This is a genomic window from Candidatus Clostridium stratigraminis (assembly GCF_045310675.1).
GTDB lineage: Bacteria > Bacillota > Clostridia > Clostridiales > Clostridiaceae > Clostridium_AT > Clostridium_AT stratigraminis.
Map to the genome: position 1 here is coordinate 135,927 of NZ_JBJHZZ010000002.1, position 20,741 is coordinate 156,667.

The 20,741-nt window shown below is 33.1% G+C and carries 19 protein-coding genes; 11 read left to right on the top strand and 8 right to left on the bottom strand.

The genetic code is table 11. The annotated features are described in order from the left end of the window. Positions 1–96 precede the first annotated feature (96 nt). Together ACJDUG_RS04990 and ACJDUG_RS04995 are read left to right on the top strand one after the other, a co-directional pair. Positions 97–1,794, top strand: a complete 1,698-nt coding sequence (locus ACJDUG_RS04990; protein ID WP_406768805.1) for a methyl-accepting chemotaxis protein — start codon at positions 97–99, stop codon at positions 1,792–1,794. A 15-nt stretch (positions 1,795–1,809) separates the two neighbouring features. Beyond that, positions 1,810–2,577: an SDR family NAD(P)-dependent oxidoreductase gene (locus tag ACJDUG_RS04995; RefSeq protein WP_406768806.1), complete on the top strand. Its 768-nt coding sequence runs from the start codon at positions 1,810–1,812 to the stop codon at positions 2,575–2,577. A 236-nt stretch (positions 2,578–2,813) separates the two neighbouring features. Here ACJDUG_RS04995 and ACJDUG_RS05000 read toward each other — a convergent pair whose 3' ends face one another. Then, complete coding sequence (locus tag ACJDUG_RS05000; RefSeq protein WP_406768807.1) at positions 2,814–3,122, bottom strand: hypothetical protein; 309 nt, start codon at positions 3,120–3,122, stop codon at positions 2,814–2,816. A gap of 307 nt (positions 3,123–3,429) precedes the next feature. Between ACJDUG_RS05000 and ACJDUG_RS05005 the strand changes: the two genes are divergently transcribed. The 6 genes from ACJDUG_RS05005 (at position 3,430) to galE (ending at position 10,082) form a co-directional block, all read left to right on the top strand. Then, positions 3,430–4,002 (top strand): phosphatase PAP2 family protein, encoded by a 573-nt coding sequence (locus tag ACJDUG_RS05005; RefSeq protein ID WP_406768808.1) that lies wholly within the window; start codon positions 3,430–3,432, stop codon positions 4,000–4,002. An 18-nt stretch (positions 4,003–4,020) separates the two neighbouring features. Continuing rightward, the gene (locus ACJDUG_RS05010; protein WP_406768809.1) at positions 4,021–4,740 is read left to right on the top strand and encodes a creatininase family protein; all 720 of its coding nucleotides are present in this window, start codon (positions 4,021–4,023) and stop codon (positions 4,738–4,740) included. Positions 4,741–4,998: 258 nt separating this feature from the next. Further along, entirely contained in the window at positions 4,999–6,021 is a 1,023-nt protein-coding gene (locus tag ACJDUG_RS05015) for a LacI family DNA-binding transcriptional regulator (protein ID WP_406768810.1), read from the top strand. Positions 6,022–6,132: 111 nt separating this feature from the next. After that, entirely contained in the window at positions 6,133–7,695 is a 1,563-nt protein-coding gene (galT, locus tag ACJDUG_RS05020) for a UDP-glucose--hexose-1-phosphate uridylyltransferase (protein ID WP_406768811.1), read from the top strand. A 108-nt stretch (positions 7,696–7,803) separates the two neighbouring features. Then, positions 7,804–8,961 (top strand): galactokinase, encoded by a 1,158-nt coding sequence (locus ACJDUG_RS05025; RefSeq protein WP_406768812.1) that lies wholly within the window; start codon positions 7,804–7,806, stop codon positions 8,959–8,961. Between the two features lie 134 nt (positions 8,962–9,095). Further along, positions 9,096–10,082 (top strand): UDP-glucose 4-epimerase GalE, encoded by a 987-nt coding sequence (gene galE / locus ACJDUG_RS05030; RefSeq protein WP_406768813.1) that lies wholly within the window; start codon positions 9,096–9,098, stop codon positions 10,080–10,082. Between the two features lie 63 nt (positions 10,083–10,145). Here the strand turns inward: galE and ACJDUG_RS05035 are convergent, their stop codons facing one another. From ACJDUG_RS05035 to ACJDUG_RS05065, 7 genes are all read right to left on the bottom strand, one after another. Then, positions 10,146–10,385, bottom strand: a complete 240-nt coding sequence (locus tag ACJDUG_RS05035; protein WP_406768814.1) for a PF20097 family protein — start codon at positions 10,383–10,385, stop codon at positions 10,146–10,148. Positions 10,386–10,406: 21 nt separating this feature from the next. After that, positions 10,407–11,018, bottom strand: a complete 612-nt coding sequence (locus ACJDUG_RS05040; RefSeq protein ID WP_406768815.1) for a sugar O-acetyltransferase — start codon at positions 11,016–11,018, stop codon at positions 10,407–10,409. A 509-nt stretch (positions 11,019–11,527) separates the two neighbouring features. Beyond that, the gene (gene kdpDN, locus ACJDUG_RS05045; RefSeq protein ID WP_406768816.1) at positions 11,528–12,652 is read right to left on the bottom strand and encodes a KdpD-like non-kinase potassium sensor; all 1,125 of its coding nucleotides are present in this window, start codon (positions 12,650–12,652) and stop codon (positions 11,528–11,530) included. A gap of 16 nt (positions 12,653–12,668) precedes the next feature. Further along, on the bottom strand, positions 12,669–13,229 hold the full coding sequence (kdpC, locus tag ACJDUG_RS05050; protein ID WP_406768817.1) for a potassium-transporting ATPase subunit KdpC: 561 nt from the start codon (positions 13,227–13,229) through the stop codon (positions 12,669–12,671). A gap of 252 nt (positions 13,230–13,481) precedes the next feature. Beyond that, the gene (kdpB, locus tag ACJDUG_RS05055; RefSeq protein WP_406768818.1) at positions 13,482–15,491 is read right to left on the bottom strand and encodes a potassium-transporting ATPase subunit KdpB; all 2,010 of its coding nucleotides are present in this window, start codon (positions 15,489–15,491) and stop codon (positions 13,482–13,484) included. A 15-nt stretch (positions 15,492–15,506) separates the two neighbouring features. Continuing rightward, positions 15,507–17,186: a potassium-transporting ATPase subunit KdpA gene (gene kdpA, locus ACJDUG_RS05060; protein WP_406768819.1), complete on the bottom strand. Its 1,680-nt coding sequence runs from the start codon at positions 17,184–17,186 to the stop codon at positions 15,507–15,509. 30 nt (positions 17,187–17,216) lie between these two features. Next, entirely contained in the window at positions 17,217–17,294 is a 78-nt protein-coding gene (locus ACJDUG_RS05065; RefSeq protein WP_406769092.1) for a potassium-transporting ATPase subunit F, read from the bottom strand. A gap of 474 nt (positions 17,295–17,768) precedes the next feature. Here ACJDUG_RS05065 and ACJDUG_RS05070 point away from each other — a divergent pair, with 474 nt between their 5' ends. From ACJDUG_RS05070 to ACJDUG_RS05080, 3 genes are all read left to right on the top strand, one after another. After that, the gene (locus ACJDUG_RS05070) at positions 17,769–19,604 is read left to right on the top strand and encodes a HAMP domain-containing sensor histidine kinase (protein ID WP_406768820.1); all 1,836 of its coding nucleotides are present in this window, start codon (positions 17,769–17,771) and stop codon (positions 19,602–19,604) included. Positions 19,605–19,625: 21 nt separating this feature from the next. After that, the gene (locus tag ACJDUG_RS05075; protein ID WP_406768821.1) at positions 19,626–20,246 is read left to right on the top strand and encodes a response regulator; all 621 of its coding nucleotides are present in this window, start codon (positions 19,626–19,628) and stop codon (positions 20,244–20,246) included. 131 nt (positions 20,247–20,377) lie between these two features. Further along, positions 20,378–20,713, top strand: a complete 336-nt coding sequence (locus ACJDUG_RS05080; protein ID WP_406768822.1) for a hypothetical protein — start codon at positions 20,378–20,380, stop codon at positions 20,711–20,713. Positions 20,714–20,741 lie beyond the last annotated feature (28 nt).

Genomic DNA, 20,741 nt, shown 5'->3' on the forward strand with positions numbered 1-20,741 from the left:
AAAAAAGCAAAATTAATTATCAAATTAAATTGCATTTTAAAATATTAATACTTCAATTTAAACTACACTAACTTATAAAGCTTGGAGGAGTATGAAATGAAATTTTTTAAAAATTTTAAAGTAACTAACGCCGTTCGTATTATATCTATCTTTGCAATGATATCAATAATTTCTATATCCATTGTTGGTATTAATGATATGAATAAAATTAAAGGTAATATGGATAAAATGTATATTGACAGGTTACTTCCTTCGACTAAGGTAGCTGATATAAGAAGAGACTTTATATTTATTAATATGAAGGTAGTTAGTGCAGATTACAGCAATAAAGCTGACACAAATATAGCCATAAATGGATATTATTCGGAAATAAATAATATTATGAAGCAATTAGAACAAACTTATATGTCGGATGATGAAAAAAAGATAATGTCAGATGTAAAAAATGACATTTCTAGCTATATGCAGCAATGGAATACTTTAAGTTCAAAAATAACTATAGATACTAAACCAACAGAAGAGGAGTCAAAAGCAGCTGCGAAAATTGCTGATGCCACTATTACAAGGCTTGGGGATTTAGTTAAATATAATGTAGATGAGGCAGATAATCTTAATAATCAAGGTAATTTAATCTTTAATAATTCTAGATATGTATTTATGATAATAGCATTATGTACCTTCTTAATTTTATTAATATTATATATTTTCATAACAAAAACTATCAGTATATCAATTAAAGAAATTGGCGAAAATTTAATTAAGGTATCAAATGGAGATTTCACAATCAAAATAGAAGATGACAGCAAAAATGAATTTGGGAAAATGAATAAACAGCTACTGAAGTTAGTGGAAAATATATCCTCAATGATAAAAACAATAAAAGATAATTCAGAAGACATAATGAGCCAATCAGAAACACTTTCTGCAATATCGGAAGAAATGGCTTCTTCATCTCAGGAAGTAGCATCAACAATTCAGGATGTCGCAGGTGGTGCTAATAATCAAGCAAAAGAAGTATCAGAGGTAAATGATACTTTAAATACATTTAGTACTGATGTAGTTAAAATTGTTAATGCCGTGGAAGACGTGGACGGTAATACAAAAATAATTAATCAAATGTCTGCTGAAAGTAATAAAGATATGAATTTAGTTGCAAAATCTATTGAAGAAATCAGTATTGGCTTTAAGGAAACAAAGGATGGGGTTTTAAACCTTGGACAAGATATATCTAAAATAAATGAAATTACTAATTTAATTCTAAATGTAGCAGAACAGACCAACCTACTAGCTTTAAATGCAGCAATCGAAGCTGCACGAGCTGGAGAATCTGGAAAAGGTTTTGCTGTTGTGGCAGATGAAATAAGAAAGCTAGCAGAAAAGGCTAAGGAATCCTCTGAAGATATAAGCAGTTTAGTTAGCGAGATATCTGAAAAGAGTACTATTGTTATAAATACTACTGAAAGTGTTAACGATAAGCTAAATAGCCAGATTGGTATTATTGGAACCTCTATAGAATCCTTTAAGAAAATTGTAAATGCAGTGGAAGATATTTTACCTAAAATAGAAAATATAAATGGATCTGTAATAAATATAGATAAGGAAAAGAATGCTATAATCAATAATATGGATACGGTTTTAGCCTCAGCTGAAGAAGTATCTGCATCCTCAGAAGAAATAGCAGCTTCTATGCAGGAAATGAATGCATCCTCAGAAGAGGTAGCAGCATCAGCTGAAAAACTTACTTATAAAGCAAAGTCCATGAGAGATATAGTAGACCAATTTAAATTAAACTAAAAAGGGGAATATATTATGCTGAAAAATAAAATTGTTTTTATTACAGGTGCTACAAGCGGAATTGGGAATGCAATTGCAAGAAAGTTTGCAAAGGAAGGAGCAGTATTACTACTTTGTGCAAGAAATATGGAAAAACTTAATGCCTTCAAAGCTGAGCTTGAAAAGACTTATGCAGCTAAGGTATACGCTTACGAGCTTGATGTGAGGGATAAAAATGCTGTAGATAAGGTTTTTGAAAACCTGCCAAAAGAACTTAATAGTATTGATATACTTGTCAACAATGCTGGGCTTGCCTTAGGACTTGAAAAGCTCCAGGAAGGAAGCTTAGAAGACTTTGACACAATGATAGATACAAATATTAAAGGTCTTTTATATATGACTAGAAAGATAGTTCCAATTATGGTGGAAAACAGAAAAGGACATGTTATTAACATTGGTTCAACTGCAGGTATTTTCGCATATCCAAATGGTGCTGTTTACTGCGCTACAAAGGCAGCTGTTAAGTTTATTAGTGATGGACTAAGAATGGATGTTGTGGATACCCCTATTAAGGTAACAAATATCCAGCCTGGAATGGTAGAAACTAATTTTAGTGTTGTAAGATTCCACGGAAATGAGGATAAAGCTTCAGATGTATATAAAGGAATTAAGGCTCTCACTGCTGATGATATTGCAGATGTAGCACTCTATGCAGCATCAGTTCCAGAACATGTACAAATCTGTGAAGTTACAATAACTCCAACAAATCAAGCAACTGGCGGGGTTGTTTATAAAGAAAAGTAAAAATAACAGGTTTTACCTATTGGTAAAACCTGTTTTAATTTTATATTCGTCAATTCTTGATTTATTATCATGCTGCAACAATATCTACATCTTGTTACATTCATAATTCCCCTATCTTTCCATTTGGTTTTTCTTTATTAATAATATAAGTTGAAATTATGAAGCTTATATCATCACTACTGTCTCATATTGAGTTTTTAATTAACTTCATATTATTCCACCGTTATCTTTATAATTTATTTATTATTAACGTCATCATGCAGGAGGTTCATATTGCAATATGGACATAAAACCTCATCAACATTATTTTTGTAATCAAATCTTATAGGTAATCGTTCTTTGCAGCGGGGACATCTCCAGAAAACAAAAGATATAACAATGAAACATATTAATAGTGCTATTCCTGGATATAGAAATATTTTTGTTAACACTGAGGAGCCGCTAAAAGATAAAATTCGGGCTAATATACTTAGTATTATAGAAATAAATAAACAACCCAAGGCAAATTTTCTATACTTTAAAATATTTCTATGTTTATCTGTCACAAAAATACCCCCATTTATTTCATAATAAATAAAGAACTTCTTCTATTATTATATCTTAAGCACGAACATCATTCCAGTATTTTCTATATTCAACTAATAAAAAATACAGCTGTTGTAATTAACTCAGAATATATTTCAAAAAATTATCCATTACTTACCACACTGCTTACTATTATAGATTAAATATTTATTATAAAAATATTAAGTTTTGTTATTTTACAATTTTCTATCTATTATTTGTTTTATTTTTATATTAAAATAAATATAAAATAATAGTTAAAATAAAAATGGTAAAGTAGGTGGGGCATTGAAATATAATATTCCTAAAAAAATTAATAAATTTGATATAAATGGATTATTATTTATAAATAGACATTTGGAAAGTAAGTTTTTAGATTTTCTAATGCCAATAATGACTGATCTCGGAAATTTAGGAGTTGTATGGATTATAATTGCCATCGGACTTATTTTGGATAATCAACAGGATATAGGGAAAGTTGTATTAGTAACCTTAATTATAAGTACAGTTATAGGAGAGGGAGTAATTAAACATATTGTAAGAAGAGCAAGACCGTTTAATTCCCATAACAATATAGTACCCTCAATATCAAAACCAATTTCCTATTCCTTCCCTTCGGGACACACCTTATCTTCCTTTGCTGTCTCAGGGGTTTTATCAGTGTATTTTACTCAATATAGATTGGTATTTTTGTTTATAGCATTTCTAATTGCACTGTCAAGAATTTATCTTTACCTGCATTATCCATCTGATGTAATGGCAGGAATCATTTTTGGGTTATTATGTTCTAAATTAATTTTCTTTTTACTAAATGAGCAGTATTTACAAAGGTTTGTAACTCAAATAGTGAGTAATATTTAATAAAAGTAGGTGATATTAATGTACTTAGTAGAATATACAAGTGATGACTTTAAGAAAAATTTGGACAAAGCTAATATGGCTATTATGCCTATAGGTTCTGTGGAAGCACATGGACACCATCTTCCGCTTGGAACTGATGTGTTTTCGCCAAGACTATTTTGTAGTAAAATCAATGAAAAAATAGGTGATAAGCTTTGGATAGCCCCTGAAATTCCATTTGGCCAAAGCTATGATTTGTCTATTTATGACGGTACTATTCATATACCATCTGAGGTTATGGCAAACTATGTTTATTATGCTTGTAAGAGCCTTTTTAATAATGGAATCAAGAAGCTTGTCCTATTAAATGGACATGGGGGAAATATAAATGCACTGAATCTTGCAGCAGAAAGGCTTATGCAGCTTGGTTTGAATGTAATTATAATAAATTGGTGGCTTGATTTTTCCAAGGAAATACTAACAATTACAGAAGGGCAAGGTCACGGCGGTGAAGATGAAACTTCTGCAATTTTATATTATGATGAAAAACTTGTACAAATGGACAAAGCTATGAAGAATGATAAAAAGCCGCGTATGAAGGTTTTCTATAAGGATAGGGGGAAGGAACTATTTGAAAACGCACTGACTGGTGATGCAACGCTAGCAACAAAGGAAAAAGGAAAAGAGATTTTCACTCTGCTTACTGAAAAGATAATAGAATTAATAAATAATTTTAGAGATGAAAAATACTACTATTAATTTTAATTTTCATATTAATTTAAAAATCCAAATGCTAACATATCAGGTTGTTATCATAGTTTATTGAATAATATTGCAATATAAGTAAAAAGTCAATTTACCAATTAGAGCATATATCTAATCTCTATGAAGCAATTGGCTTTTTTTAGTATCCAAATTTATTATGTTTACAATAAATTTCAATTTACTTAGTATTGAATTTAGAATTCCTATATGGTACAATCAAGTTATAGAAAAGGTTTTCTAAAGGGTGAGAATATGTCAATAACAATTAATGATGTTGCCAAAGAAGCTGGGGTATCAATTACTACAGTATCTAGGGTATTAAACAATAATTATCCCGTTAAAGAAGAAACTAGGATTAAAATAGAAGGTGCCATTGAGAAGCTTAATTATAAGCCAAATGCTATGGCAAGAAGCCTTATTACTAAAAAAAGTTCTATGATAGGAGTTATTGTTCCTGGGATAACAAATTTATTTTTCCCAACAATAGTAGAAGCTATAGATGAAGCTGTGAAATCTAAGGGCTACAGCATTTCTCTTTCTAACACTGAAGGTGAAGCACAAAAGGAACTTAAGCTTGTTGAAGAACACATAGGCAGACAAGTAGATGGGATTATAATAATTGATCCCACAATAGAAAATTTAAAAAAGGGTGTCTATGATAAGCTTTCAAAGTCACTGCCGCTTATAATTATTAGCGGCTCTGCAGATAGTAATAAATGCAGCTTTGTTTGCTATGATGAAGAAGTGGGAACTATTGAAGCCTTTAATTATTTACTAGAGCTTGGGCATAAGAAAATTGCCTTCCTCAGAGGGCACAAGAGCTTTTCTTATGATATTAAGCAAAAAATTTATGAGGATATAATAGAAAAAGAAAAGCTTGATTATGAGAAGATTGTAAATGTAGGAAAAGGAAACAGCATTGAGGTAGTGGAAAGGTCTGAAAGAAAGCTTGAGGCACTTTTAACTGGAGATGATAGACCAACTGCAGTATTTGCCTGTAATGACCTAATGGCTGTAGGTATAATTAATGCTTGTAACAAGCTTGGTATCAAGGTTCCAAGCGAGCTTTCCATTATTGGCTTTGATAATACTTTGCTTGCTAGCATAACACAGCCAAAGCTAACTACAGTGGACTTAAACATGAAGGAAATAGGGGCAAGGGCAGCAGCCGAGCTACTAGACATTATTGAAAACAACACTAAAAGCAGAAAAAAGCTTATATTAGATACCAACTTAGTTATTAGAGAAAGCTGCAGTAAAATTAATAGCTTATAAATATAAATGGGTTTAAACACATTTATATCAAGATTATAGAAAAGGTTTTCTAAGTATAATACTCATCAATAACTATTTTATAAATTTATACAGATTAGGAGATGTGGTACAATGGAAAATATAAATGCAGCTTACCATGTGGAAAGACTGCTGCAGTTTGCTCTAAGGCATAAGATGATTGAGCAGTTGGATTTAATTTCAAGTAGAAATCTCTTACTTGATTTATTTAAACTTGAGGAGCCCTATACAGGAAATATAGCTTTTAAGGAACTTGAAAGTCCGGTGGAAATATTAGAAAAGCTCTTAGATTACTCTTTTAATATGGGACTTATAGAGGAGAATACAACTACAAACAGGGACTTACTTGACGCAAAAATAATGGGATTATTAATGCCAAGACAGTCAGAAGTAGTACAAAAATTTTATAAAACTTATTCTGAAATAGGAAAAAAGCAGGCTACAGATGATTTTTATGCCTTATCTAAAGCGTCAAATTATATAAGAATGGATAGAATTGAGAAAAATTTATATTGGATCTCAGGTGGAGAATTTGGAGATCTAGAAATAACAGTTAATTTATCCAAGCCAGAAAAAGATCCAAAGGAAATAGCAGCATCAAAATTAAGGCCCCAATCAAATTATCCAAAGTGCCTATTATGTCTAGAAAACGTTGGGTTTGCAGGCCATGTGAACCATCCAGCAAGGCAAAATCATAGAGTCATTCCAATGGAATTAAATAATGAAAATTGGTATTTACAATATTCTCCCTATGTTTATTATAATGAACACTGCATAGTTTTTCATGAGAATCACGTGCCAATGCAAATATCTGACAAAACCTTTGTTAGGCTTTTCGATTTTGTAGAAAAGCTGCCGCATTATTTTATAGGCTCTAATGCTGACCTGCCTATAGTTGGAGGCTCTATTTTAAGCCATGAACACTTTCAAGGCGGTAGGCATGAGTTCCCTATGGCAAAGGCACCTATAGAAACTTATTTTATAAATGAGGAATATAAAAATGTTAAGGCTGGAATAGTAAAGTGGCCAATGTCAGTTATTAGACTTTCCTCTTTTAATAAAGAAGAACTAATAAAGCTTTCAATAAAGACTTTAAATGAATGGAGAAATTATACTGACAAGAAAGCTGATATTTATGCACATTCAGAGTTTAACGGTGAAAAAGTACCTCATAATACCATTACTCCAATAGCTAGAATTAACAAGGAAGGACATTATGAAATAGACCTTGTCCTTAGAAACAATAGAACGAGTGAAGAGTTCCCAGATGGTATTTTCCATCCACATAAGGAGCTTCATCACATAAAAAAGGAGAATATAGGGCTAATAGAGGTCATGGGTCTTGCAGTACTCCCTGGAAGATTAAATACTGAGCTTAAGGAAATTGAAAAAGTATTACAAGGTGATTTACTTACGCTAGAGGCTGCTGTAGAAAATGAAAATCATATACTTCATAAACATGCAGCTTGGATAAAAGAACTTATTAAAGAGCAGGTCACAAGCTGCACAAAGGAAAGAGCAGAGGAAATTTTAAAGAAAGAAGTAGGAAGCAAGTTCCTTAAGGTACTTTTAGATTCCGGAGTTTATAAGAGAAATGAAACTGGAAGTCAGGGTTTTACAAGATTTATGAACAAACTAGGGTTTAATAAATCATAAGGGACGGTTCTTAATGATTCTGTGTAAATCTTAGGGGTCGATTCCCAGTGAAATCATAAGGAACTGTCTCTGGAGGTTATATAAAAAATTGTTTGTGGAGGGGCTTTGATGTTAAAGGAATTAAAAAAGAAGTTTATTGAGCTTTATGGAGAGGGCGAAATTAGAGTGTTTTTTTCTCCAGGAAGAGTAAATTTAATAGGGGAGCATATCGATTATAATGGGGGGTACGTGTTTCCTTGTGCTTTAGAGTTTGGAACCTATGGATTAGTAAGAACAAGAAAGGACAAAAATGTAAACTTTGCTTCAACGAATTTTGATTTAAAGGTTAACGTAAATTTAGAGAACATAGCTTATAAGAAGGAAGATGATTGGGCTAATTACCCTAAGGGTGTTATGAAGGTTATGGAAGCTCAAGGCTTTAAACTTGGAGGAATGGATATACTAATTAGTGGTAATATTCCTAATGGTGCAGGTCTTTCTTCCTCAGCTTCCCTAGAAGTGCTTAGTGCTGTAATTATTGATACCTTATTTAATGAAGGAAAGGCTGATAGGGTAGAATTGGTTAAAATTTCACAAAATGCAGAGAACAGCTTTGTAGGTGTGAACTGTGGAATAATGGATCAGTTTGCAGTGGGCATGGGAAGGAAAAACGAAGCAATATTATTAGACTGCGGAACCTTAAAGTATAATTACGCTAAGGTTGATTTAGGCGAGTTTACCTTAGTTATTATGAATACAAATAAGAGAAGGGCTCTTAATGAATCAAAATACAATGAAAGAAGAGCTGAATGTGAGGAAGCCCTTGCTATACTAAAAGCGGAAAGGTCTATAGAAGCACTTTGTGATTTAACTGCAGAAGAGTATAACCTTCTTGAAAATAAGCTAACTAAAACTAATGTTAGAAATAGAGCAAAACATGCTGTATATGAAAATGAAAGAACAAAAGCAGCCTTTAACTACTTAAATGAAGGTAAGCTAATGGAGTTTGGAAGGCTTTTAACAGAATCTCATAATTCCTTAAGAGATCTTTATGAAGTTACTGGAGTAGAACTAGATACTATAGTTTCTGAATCCTTAAAGGCAGCTGGCTGCATTGGAGCAAGAATGACAGGTGCCGGCTTTGGAGGCTGTGCCATTGCTCTTGTAGAAAAGGATAAGGTAGAAAACTTCATTAAGGAAGTTAAAGAAGGCTATGCAAAGGTTATAGGCTATGAACCAAGCTTTTACTTAAGTGGAGTAGGAGAAGGAACTCATGAGATAATATAGTAATTATGTTTTATTATTAAAATGAAGATTGAACTATTTTAGATTAAAAATAAATTCTAAATAGTGTAAAATTACAGTAGGTAAAGTTAAAATAAAACACAATTAAAATTTATATATAATTGGAGGTTTTTAATATGTCTATTTTAGTATGTGGTGGAGCAGGATATATAGGCAGTCACATGGTTGCTGCACTGCTTGAAAAAGGTGAAGATGTTGTTGTTCTTGATAATTTTCAAAAGGGTCATAGGGAGGCTGTTTTAGGCGGAAAGGTCTATGAAGGAGATTTAAGAGACAGGTCAGTTTTAGATAATATATTTACTGAAAATAAAATTGATGCTGTTATTGACTTCGCTGCAGATTCACTTGTTGGTGAAAGTGTAATAGAACCATTGAAGTATTTTGAAAATAATGTTGGCGGGACCTTAAGTTTATTAAGAGCTATGAAGGATTACGGTGTTAAAAATATTGTATTTTCCTCTACAGCAGCAACTTACGGTGAACCTGAAAGTACTCCTATATTAGAAAGCGATAAGACCTTTCCAACAAACCCTTATGGAGAATCTAAGCTTACTGTAGAAAAGATTTTAAAATGGTGTGATAATGCCTATGGAATAAAATATACAGCACTAAGATATTTTAATGCAGCTGGAGCTCACGAAAGCGGCAGAATAGGTGAAGACCACAGACCTGAATCTCACCTCATTCCATTAATTATTGAGGCAGCTCTAGGGAAAAGAGAAAAGATAATGATATTTGGAGACGACTACAATACTGAGGATGGAACTTGTGTAAGAGACTATATCCACGTAATGGATTTAGCAGAAGCACATCTTTTAGCAGTTGACAGATTAAGAAAAGGCGGAGACAGTAGAATTTTTAATCTTGGAAATGGCAAGGGCTTTTCTGTAAAAGAAGTTATAGAAGTTACAAGAAAGGTAACGGGAAGAGAAATTAAGGCTGAAACTGCACCAAGGCGTGCGGGGGATCCTGCTGTTCTAATAGCCTCCTCTCAAAAGGCCATAGATGAACTTGGCTGGGAGCCAAAATTTGCTTCTCTTGAAACCATTATAAAAACAGCTTGGAATTGGCATTTGAGCCATCCAGAAGGATATAACAGTTAGATTTAATAAAAAATAAGGTTTTGCATAGGTAAAACCTTATTTTTATTAAATAATTTATAATTTTTACTCCTCAATAAATTTAAAATTTGATCTTTCAGGAACGTCTATTATCAATTTATGACAATGAAAACATAGATTTGCTATTGGAAACTCAAATTTTGCAGCACTCCGAACAGTTATACTATTACCTGCCTTACCCAAGTAACTTTTCTCTGCTTCAGGATACCATTCAATATTCCTAAAACTTGAGGGCGTATCTAGTGTTCCTGTACTCATTTCTCTTCTACAAAATGGGCAAATCATAACAATACCTCCGGTAAATTATTACTTATAATCATCAACATCAAATTCATAATTTTTATAATAATACTTACGGTCTTCTTCTGTTATCTTACGAATAACCTTGCAAGGATTTCCTGCTGCTATTACATTATCAGGAATATCCTTAGTAACAACGCTTCCTGAACCTATAACAACATTATTACCAATATGAACTCCAGGATTAACAATAACATTTCCTCCAAGCCAAGCATTATTTCCAATTGTTATTCCAATGCCATATTCGTATCCGGAATTTCGAGAATCAGGATGTATGGGATGACCAGCTGTATAAAGTGAAACATTTGGAGCAAATTGGACATTATTACCTATGGTTACTTTTCCTACATCTAATATAGTGCAATTATAATTAGCAAAAAAATTATCTCCGACTTCAATATTCTTTCCATAATCACAATGAAAAGGGGCTTCAATATATATGATTTTACCTGCTTTACCAAGAATATCTCTTATTAAGCTATCAATTTTTACACTTTCATCTGGCTTACAGTGATTATACTCATATATCTTCTTCTTATTCTCCATTCGTTCTTTAGCTAGTCCGTCTAACCAAGCCTTATATGGAAGACCAGCTAACATCCTATCTTTTTGATTCATAGTTATACGCCTTTCTTCTTTCTTAATATTCTTTAATTTAATGCTTACAATTAATATGGATTATACTATAATTTAGGTTTTATTCCTATATATATAAATATATATATTAGTGTTAGTATTTATATATTTATATTTACAAGTATTCTGAAACTTTAGATTTATAGTAGTTTCACGCATTAATTTTAAGTATCTGAAAAAAGCAAGGATCTACTAGTAGTTCCTTGCTTTTAATAGCTAAATTATCTTAGTATTATTCTTAAAGGTTGTATCTTATGTCTAAAGTCTGGATGACTGCCTGGGTCTCTTTACATCAATTGTTATTGGATAAACCTTTAAATATTCAATATTAAAGTTTATGTTTAATGCAGTAAATTTAATATTGTTATAATCTGTGGAAATTTTACTTTTTAAGTTGTTATCTAATTTATCCAATCACCACTACAAATTTTAGGTTCGTTTTTATACTTAGTCTTGAAGCCATTATAATTATAATTATCAGGGTGCTCATTTTATTCCCTAGGATCCGCAACAACTAAAACATCGACGTATTTCATACCGCTCATTATCTTTCGTACTATAGACCCTCTTATAATTTCGTGAGATCTTGTTCTTGCAGACTGCCCTATAACTACCTGAGTTATGCCATGCTCCTTAGTAAATTCAATTATTGGTATAGACGGATCATATGCAGTAACTACTTTAAATTCAGCCCCAAGCTTGGTACAGAGCTGGCTTAAATTATCCAGTTTCTGAAGCTTTTCTCTGTCTCCTGTGTACTCTTCACTCTTAACATACAGGATAAAAAGTGGAGCCTTAAGCATCTTTGCGAGCCTATAGCCTCGCCTTATAAGATATTCAGCATTAAAGTTTAAGTTAACACATACAAGTATTTTTTCCTGTGCACCTACAAGACCCTCAACGCTTTTAGCATTTTTATATTGCATAAGGTCTTCATCAACCTCATTTGCTACTTCCCTTAATGTCAGTTCCCTAAGAGCAGTAAGGTTTCCAACCCTAAAGAAATTATTAAGCGCAGTTTCTATTTTGTCCTTTGAGTAAATTTTACCTTGTTTCAATCTCTCTCTAAGAGAGTCTATTGAGATATCAATAACCTCAATCTCATCTGCCCAATCCATAATTGAATCAGGTATGGTTTCCCTAACTTTTACACCAGTCATTCTGTTTACATAATCATTCAAACTCTCAAAATGCTGAATATTTACAGCGGTCATTACACTAATGCCATTTTCAATAATCTCCTGTACATCTTGGTAGCGTTTTTGGTTTTTTGAAGTTGGTATGTTGGTATGAGCTAGTTCATCTACAATTACTACCTGAGGTTTTCTCTTTAAAATAGCCTCCAAATCCATTTCTTTAAGAACAACATCCTTATAATTTACTTCTTTAAGAGGTATAATTTCAAGATCCCCAATTTGGTCAATAGTGCCTTTTCTACCATAAGTCTCAACAAGGCCTATAACAATATCTATTCCGTTTTCCTTCATTTCTTCTGCATCTCTAAGCATTTGATAGGTTTTCCCAACACCAGGGGCAGCACCTATATATACCTTCAATCTGCCTTTATTTGCTCTCTCAATTTCCCTTAAGAATTGATCTGGTGACTTCTGAACCATAACAAGCACCTCAAATCTATCTATTTAACAATTGCATATTTAATGTTAATACATTAACTCTTTCCTGTCCGAATATTCCTAAAAACTTACCCTTCTTATTATTATCTATGATTTTATCCACTTCATCAACAGTCATCCCATTAGCTTTAGCTACTCTAGCAGCCTGAAGTTTAGCCGAAACCACAGTTATGTCAGGGTCTAAGCCGGAAGCGGAGGCAGTTAGTATATCCGTAGGAATGTCCTGCTGCTTAACGGTTGGATTCTTGCTTAAAAATTCCTGTATATTTTTATTCAGTTCCTTAGTGAATTCAGGATTTGACATAGCAAGGTTGGTTCCGCCTGATTTCGAAGGATCATAATTTACTGCAGAAGGCCTACCCTGAAACCATCTTCCATCTGTAAACTGCTGACCAATAAGTGAAGACCCTATAAGTAGGCCATTATTGTATACCAAGCTTCCGTTTGATTTGCTTGGAAAAATTATTTTTGAAATTCCTGTCATAACAAGAGGATATATAACGCCTAGCATAATCATAAAAATCAAAGTAAGCTTAATTCCTCGTTTAACATCCTTCATAATTATCCTCCTTTTAGTGGTCACACGGGGGAATTTAACCCTCTCGTTCCACTCGCTAGTTTACTGGTTAAAGGCCATTTAGGCCTTTGGCTTCGCCCACAGGGCAGCCTGACCTCGCTCGTTCCCACTTGCTAGTCTGCCCATTAAAGGCCATTTAGGCCTTTGGCTTCGCCCACAGGGCAGCCTGTGCTCGCTCGTTCCCACTCGCTAGCCTGCCCGTTAAAGGCCATTTAGGCCTTTAACCTATGAATACTATATAAGCAAGTGTACAATTGTATCTATTATCTTAATACCTATAAAGGGAGTTATAACTCCGCCAATACCATAAATAAGCATGTTTTTAGTCAATATTGCATTTGCTGAAGCTGGTTTATATTTAATCCCTCTCATAGCTATAGGTATTAAGGCTGGTATTACAACCGCATTAAATATTAAAGCTGAGAGTATTGCGCTATTTGAAGATGACAGCTTCATGATATTAAGTACTCCAATAGCCGGCAAAGTAGCCGACATTATAGCTGGAAGTATTGCAAAATATTTTGCAACATCATTTGCTATGCTGAAGGTTGTAAGTGAACCTCTTGTCATAAGAAGCTGCTTTCCTATTTCAACTACTTCTATAATCTTTGTAGGGTCTGAATCCAAGTCTATCATATTGGCAGCTTCCTTGGCAGCCATAGTGCCGCTGTTCATAGCAAGACCTACATCCGCCTGGGCAAGCGCCGGAGCATCGTTTGTTCCATCACCAGTCATGGCAACAAGTCTTCCCTGGGCCTGCTCATTTTTAATTGCTGTAATTTTGTCTTCCGGCTTTGCCTGAGCAATAAAGTCATCTACTCCGGCTTCTCTTGCTATAGTTTGAGCCGTAAGAGGATTATCTCCTGTTACCATAATAGTCTTTATTCCCATAGCTCTAAGCTGTTTAAATCTTTCCTGCATTCCTGGCTTAATTATATCCTTTAGATATATAACGCCCAATATTTCCATATCTTTAACTACAACAAGAGGTGTTCCTCCCAGCCTTGAAATTCTTTCAACCTCTCCCTCTAAGTCCGCAGGAATAGTTCCTCCATTAGCTTTTACATAATCAATAACTGCTGCTGAGGCTCCCTTTCTGACAGCCAAGCCACTTTTAAAAATCATACCGCTCATTCTTGTTTCTGCAGTAAATTCTATAACTTCTGCACCCTCTTCTATCCCATGTTCTTCCATTGTTCCAAGCTTATGAGCAAGCTCTACAATGGAACGCCCTTCTGGAGTTGCATCTTTTAGAGATGATAACAGTGCATAGTAGGTTAATTCTTCGGCTGTATGTCCGCCTACTGGAACAAATTCGTCCGCCATCCTATTACCAAAGGTAATTGTTCCCGTTTTATCCAAAAGCATAGCACTTATGTCTCCGGTAACTTCTACTGCACGGCCGGACATTGCTATAACATTAAACTTTGTTACTCTGTCCATCCCAGCAATACCGATGGCTGATAAAAGTCCTCCAATAGTGGTTGGTATCAAACAAACCAGCAGAGCAATAAGAGTAGCAATATCTATATTTATTTTTACAAAACCAGCAATAGGGATAATTGTCCAAACAACCACTACAAATATTATAGTTAAACTTATGAGCAGTGTACTTAATGCTAATTCGTTTGGAGTCTTTTGTCTTGCAGCTCCTTCAACAAGACCTATCATTTTATCAAGGAAGGATTCTCCTGTGCTGACTGTTATTTTTATTTTTACAGTATTGCTTATAACCTTTGTTCCCCCTGTAACAGAGCTAAAATCTCCTCCAGCTTCCTTTATAACTGGTGCTGATTCACCGGTTATAGCAGATTCATCTACAGAAGCTATACCTTCAATTATTTCTCCATCACTTGGTATAATTTCTCCTGCAGAAACCTCAACTATATCACCTTTTTTAAGTTCAGAGGAACTTATGAGTTTTCTATTTCCGTCTTTATCCATTAACTTAGCCTGGGTATCTTTTTTGGTTTTCTTAAGAGTATCGGCCTGTGCTTTGCCTCTTCCTTCTGCTATAGCTTCTGCAAAGTTAGCAAACAGCACAGTTACAAATAGTACTACAGTTATAGTCAGATTATAGCCAGTGCTTTGAGAAGACTTAAATAATTCAGGGAAAATCGATACAAGCAGCGTGAGCACTGTACCAAGTTCAACAATAAACATTATAGGATTTCTTACCATGGATTTTGGATTTAACTTTTTAAAGGAATTTATCACAGCACTTCTTATTATTTCTTTATTCATTATCTCAGCACCTCCTTATAATAAACTTAAAAACTCTGAAATTGGTCCAAGAATCAGTGCAGGGAAAAATGTTAATGCTCCAACTATCATAATTATTGAAATAAATAAAACACCAAAAAGAGCATTATCTGTTCTAAAGGTTCCTGGTGATGGCTCAAGTTTAGTCTTTCTGGCCATAGAACCGGCTATAGCGATAAGAAGTACTATTGTTACATATCTTCCAAGGAGCATTATAATTCCTGTCAGTGTATTCATATAAGTTGTATTTCCATTAAAGCCTGCAAATTCAGAACCATTATTTGCTGCGGAGGTTGTAAATTCATAAATCATTTGAGTAAGTCCATGGAAGCCTGGATTTGTTATATGAGCGCCTGCAAGCCCTAAAACTATTGTAATTGCTGAAGCAAACAATATTAAAAGAGGATGTATTAATATTGCCAAGGCTGCTAATTTTATTTCCCTAGTCTCAATCTTATTTCCAAGGTATTCCGGGGTTCTTCCTACCATCAAACCTGTGATAAAAACTGTCAGTATAGCGTAAAGAATTATATTTTCAATTCCTGCTCCATCTCCGCCAAATATTGTATTAAGCATCATAAATGTTAAAGGAACCGCTCCTCCTAAGGGAGTAAAGGAATCATGCATAGAATTTACTGAACCTGTTGTAAAAGCTGTAGTTACTCCTGAAAAAATAGCAGAGTCTCCTACTCCAAACCTTGTTTCTTTTCCTTCCATATTACCTAAAGAATTATTTAAAACCATGTTGGTATATGGTTTTCCACCATGCGTCTCTGAAAATATTGCAAGCGAAGTTAAACCTATAAATATAATCATCAGGGACACATAAAGCACTATTGAATGTTTTTTATTTTTCACCATCAGTCCAAAGGTATAAATCAAAGCAGCAGGTATCATCATCATCGATAAAATCTCAATTATATTTGTAAAGAAAGTTGGATTTTCAAAAGGATGTGATGAGTTTGCTGCAAAAAATCCTCCTCCGTTTGTACCTAAATGCTTTATTGACTCCAAAACTGCTATAGGTCCTGTTAATATAGTTTGTGTGCCACCCTGCAGCGTCTTAGCAGCATAAACCTTTCCAAGCGTCTGCGGCACACCTTGAGATACAAGTATTAGAGTTGCTACAATTGAAAATGGAAGCAAAACCCTTGTAATTATTCTTATAAAATCAACGTAGAAATTCCCAAGGCTATCTCTCTTTTGTGCAATACCTCTTATAATGGCAAAGGCTGTTGCGATGCCGGAAGCTGCTGAGGTAAACATTAAAAATACAATAATAATCATTTGAGAGAGATAGGTTATCCCGCTTTCTCCAGCATAATGCTGAAGATTTGTATTTGTCATAAAGCTAATTGCTGTGTTGAAGGCAAGAGCTAAATTCATTCCATGAGCACCAGTTGGATTGTAAGGCAGTGCCCCTTGTATAAGCAAAATAATGAAAGCTGCCAGCATCATAATTACATTGGTAATTAAAAACGCTTTGGAATATTCTCTCCAGCCCATTCCTATCGTCTTGTCTACACCAATAATTTTGTAAATAAAATTATCAGCAAAGTTAAAGAAGCCGCCATTAGATATATCCTCATAATTTGCTGTTTTATAAAGATATATACCAAGGGGCTTAGTAATTAAAATAATAATTAAAATAATAATTGCCAGTTCCAAATAAGACATACGAAGTCCTCCTCAATCAAACTTGTCTAATTAAAACTTTTCAGGCTCTAAAAGAGCATAAAATAAATAAATAATGACTGCTAGAAAAATCACGCTTAAAAATACCATTACACTTCACCCCTGTTATGATTATTTTTAACTATTTAATAGTTATTATGTTTAATAAAGCTATTTTTAATGCTTTTATAAAAAAAGCAGAATCCTAGATAACTAGACATTCTGCTTCTGTTAACTTTATGTTAATATAATATATCTACAACTTTTACTCCACAATTTGAAAATCCTTGCCTAAATTAGCCAGAAAGTCTTGGTTAGGGCAATGTAACTGATTTCACGTCATATTATCTCAGCTAATATTTAAGTTAGTCTGTTTTAGACAACAACTCAGGTACATAAAAAAGTATTTTATACCTATACATGGGCTCTAGTCTCAAATTACTAATAACTTATAATTAGCGATACTTATGGTTTGACTTTTATATTTGTAAAATTTATACTAATTTTATTAAATTAAAGCTTCATAGTTTTAGAAATATAACAATTAAAAATATTATGGACCTATGAGGATTACAGGAGGGTACCATGCTTAAAACTCTGAAAGGTAAATTTCTAACTGTTTACTCATTTTTAGTTTTTATTACTGCTGTGTTAGGGATTGTTTCAGCTATTAACGTGTATTCATTAAGCAGGAGCATTCAAAATTTAATGACTGATAATTATAAGAGCATAAGTGCAGTAAGCTTTATGCTTGAGGCGCTGGATGGGCAGAACGCCGCAACCTTAAGTTATATAAATATGGATAAAAATCAGGCCATAAGTAGTTTTAATAATTACAGCAATGATTTTTATAAGTGGTATTACTTGGAAGGCGGAAACATAACGGAAAATGGCGAAAAAGAACTCGTTAATGAAGTACAAACTTCATATGTAAAATATTTGACTTTATTTTCAAAGCTTCAAGAACTATCGCTGCAGCCTAATACTGATAAGACTACAGCTTTTTATAATAATGAAATCTACCCCCAATATAATACATTAAAGAAACTTCTAAGAGATATATCTTCACTTAATGAAAAGGCAATGTTTAATGGCAGAGAAAGAGTAACAGAAGCCTCTGAGAATTCTATGTACTTTATTCTAATTTTATCAGCGCTTTCTGTTTTAGGGGGTTTTGCTGTTGCGTGGCTATCTTTACGTAAATTCTTGAGTCCGCTATACGCTTTGCGTGACAATATGAAAGCACTTAAAGAAGGTGAGTTAAATAAACATACAGAAATAGTTAGTGAAGATGAGATAGGTGAATTGTCTAAAGAATTCAATGATATGACACAAAGACTTCTTGAATTTGAACAGAGTACCTTAGGCAAAATTTTGGCTGAAAAGAATAAGTCCTTAGCAATAGTAAAAAGCATTTCAGATCCAATACTTGTTATGGATACAGACTATAAAATAGCGTTAGTAAATGACGCCTTTGAGGAATTGTTTGACCTTAAGGAAGAAGCCGTAATAAACAGGTATTTTCTTGAAGTTATTAGAAATGGTGAATTATATGATTATATTAAGAATATATATGATTTGCGGGATGGGGAAGCACAGAAAAATATATTTTATTTTAATTACAACAATAAAGATTATTATTACAATGTACTTGTTACAAAACTTAATGAGTTTAATAATAAAAAATATGGTCTGGTTGTGCTATTTCAAAATGTAACAGGATTAAAGCAAGTGGAAAAACTTAAAAGTGATTTTATTGCCACAGTTTCACATGAGTTTAAGACTCCCTTTACATCTATAATGATGGGTTCCAGCCTGATCTTTGAAGAAGCCGCTGGGAGCATAAATGAAAAACAAAAAGAAATAATGAGCACTATAAATGAGGAAAGTGAAAAGTTATTAAATTTAGTCAATAACCTCCTTCAGATTTCTAAATTGGAGTCTAGTAAGTCAATATTTAAAATAGAACCTCACTCCGTAGAAGCTATTATTACAAATAGTATTAAAGGTTTTATTGAAAAGGCAAAAGAGAAAAATATTAGTTTACAATATAACATTATGGATAATGGTTTAAAAGTTAATGTGGATTTTGATAAGACAACCTGGGTTTTAAACAACTTAATATCAAATGCCTTAAAATATACTCATTCAGGCGATAATATACTTATTACAGCTTTTGTTAAACAAAATAAGATGTGTATATCAGTTAAGGATATGGGTGACGGAATACCTGAAGGTTATACTGAAAAGATTTTTGAGAAGTTTGTGCAGGTTGAAGGTACCGAAGATAAAGGTACTGGATTAGGACTTGCCATAGCTAAAGAAATTGTGGAGGCTCAAAGCGGTGAAATATGGTGTGAAAGTAAACTTGGAGAGGGTAGTACCTTTACTTTTACACTACCGTTGTTTCAGGAAGAATAGATTATACAGGGAGGATAGAATATGAAAAAGGTACTGGTGATAGATGATACAAAAAATATAAAGCTTCTTCTTACTACTTGTCTGGAATATAGCGGCTATAAGGTTTTTACAGCAAGTAATGGTATAGAAGCTTTAGATATAATAGGAAATGAAAAAGTAGATTTGATTTTTTTAGATATAAAAATGCCAGAGATTAGTGGTACGGAGGTATTGAGAAGAATGAGGGGTATTGGAATAGAAACCCCTGTTATTATAATGACAGCTTTTGGGACAGTTAAAAATGCGGTAGAGTGCACCAAACTTGGAGCTGTAGCATACCTTCAAAAACCATTTACTGCAGAAAAGGTGAGGAATGTGCTTAGCGAGGTTGAACCATACTTGGAAGGTGGTACAACTTCAACAGAAAAACATATAAAAAAAGTTAAGGAATTGTTAGAGATTGGAGAACTGGAAGAAGCTTTTAACCTGCTTAAAAAAGCTTTATCTGAAAATGTAAATAACGGTGAAATATATGAGTTATTAGGTAAAGTATACAAACTTAGAGGTGACTTAAAAGATTCTGAAAGATTTTATAATATTAGCAACAATTTAAATAATTCTAATCGTAAAAGGGAGCAACAGGATTTAAAACTGAGATTATGAAGTATAATTTTACTGTTTAAGCTGTTTTAAATTTGAATATGTAATTTCCTGTCTGACTTTAAAATTGGTGTTTTGATTATTGGATAATATAATCAAAGCATACCAACAAATTAAAGGGGATGGAGCTCTTTATGAAAAATCTTATTATTTTTATAGTATTTGCAGTTTTGCTTATATTTGTTTGTTTTAGATATAATGGTTACAATCCCTATTCAGGAACCTACGAATTTACAGGCAATTCAAACTTAGAGTTAAAGCTGAATAATGATAACAGCTTTATTTTGTATTATGTAGTAGGTAAAGACAGCGAACTTATTAAAGGTAAGTATCAAGTTAAAGATAACAGTATTACTTTAACTCCAAATAAAAACAATTTAGACAAATTCATTACCGAGACTCTGCATGGGAATGTAGAAGGTAAAAAGATAATTGTTTCTGAGCTGCACGGTGATTTCATAGAATACTAATTAATGGATGATAGCAGAAAAAAAGACT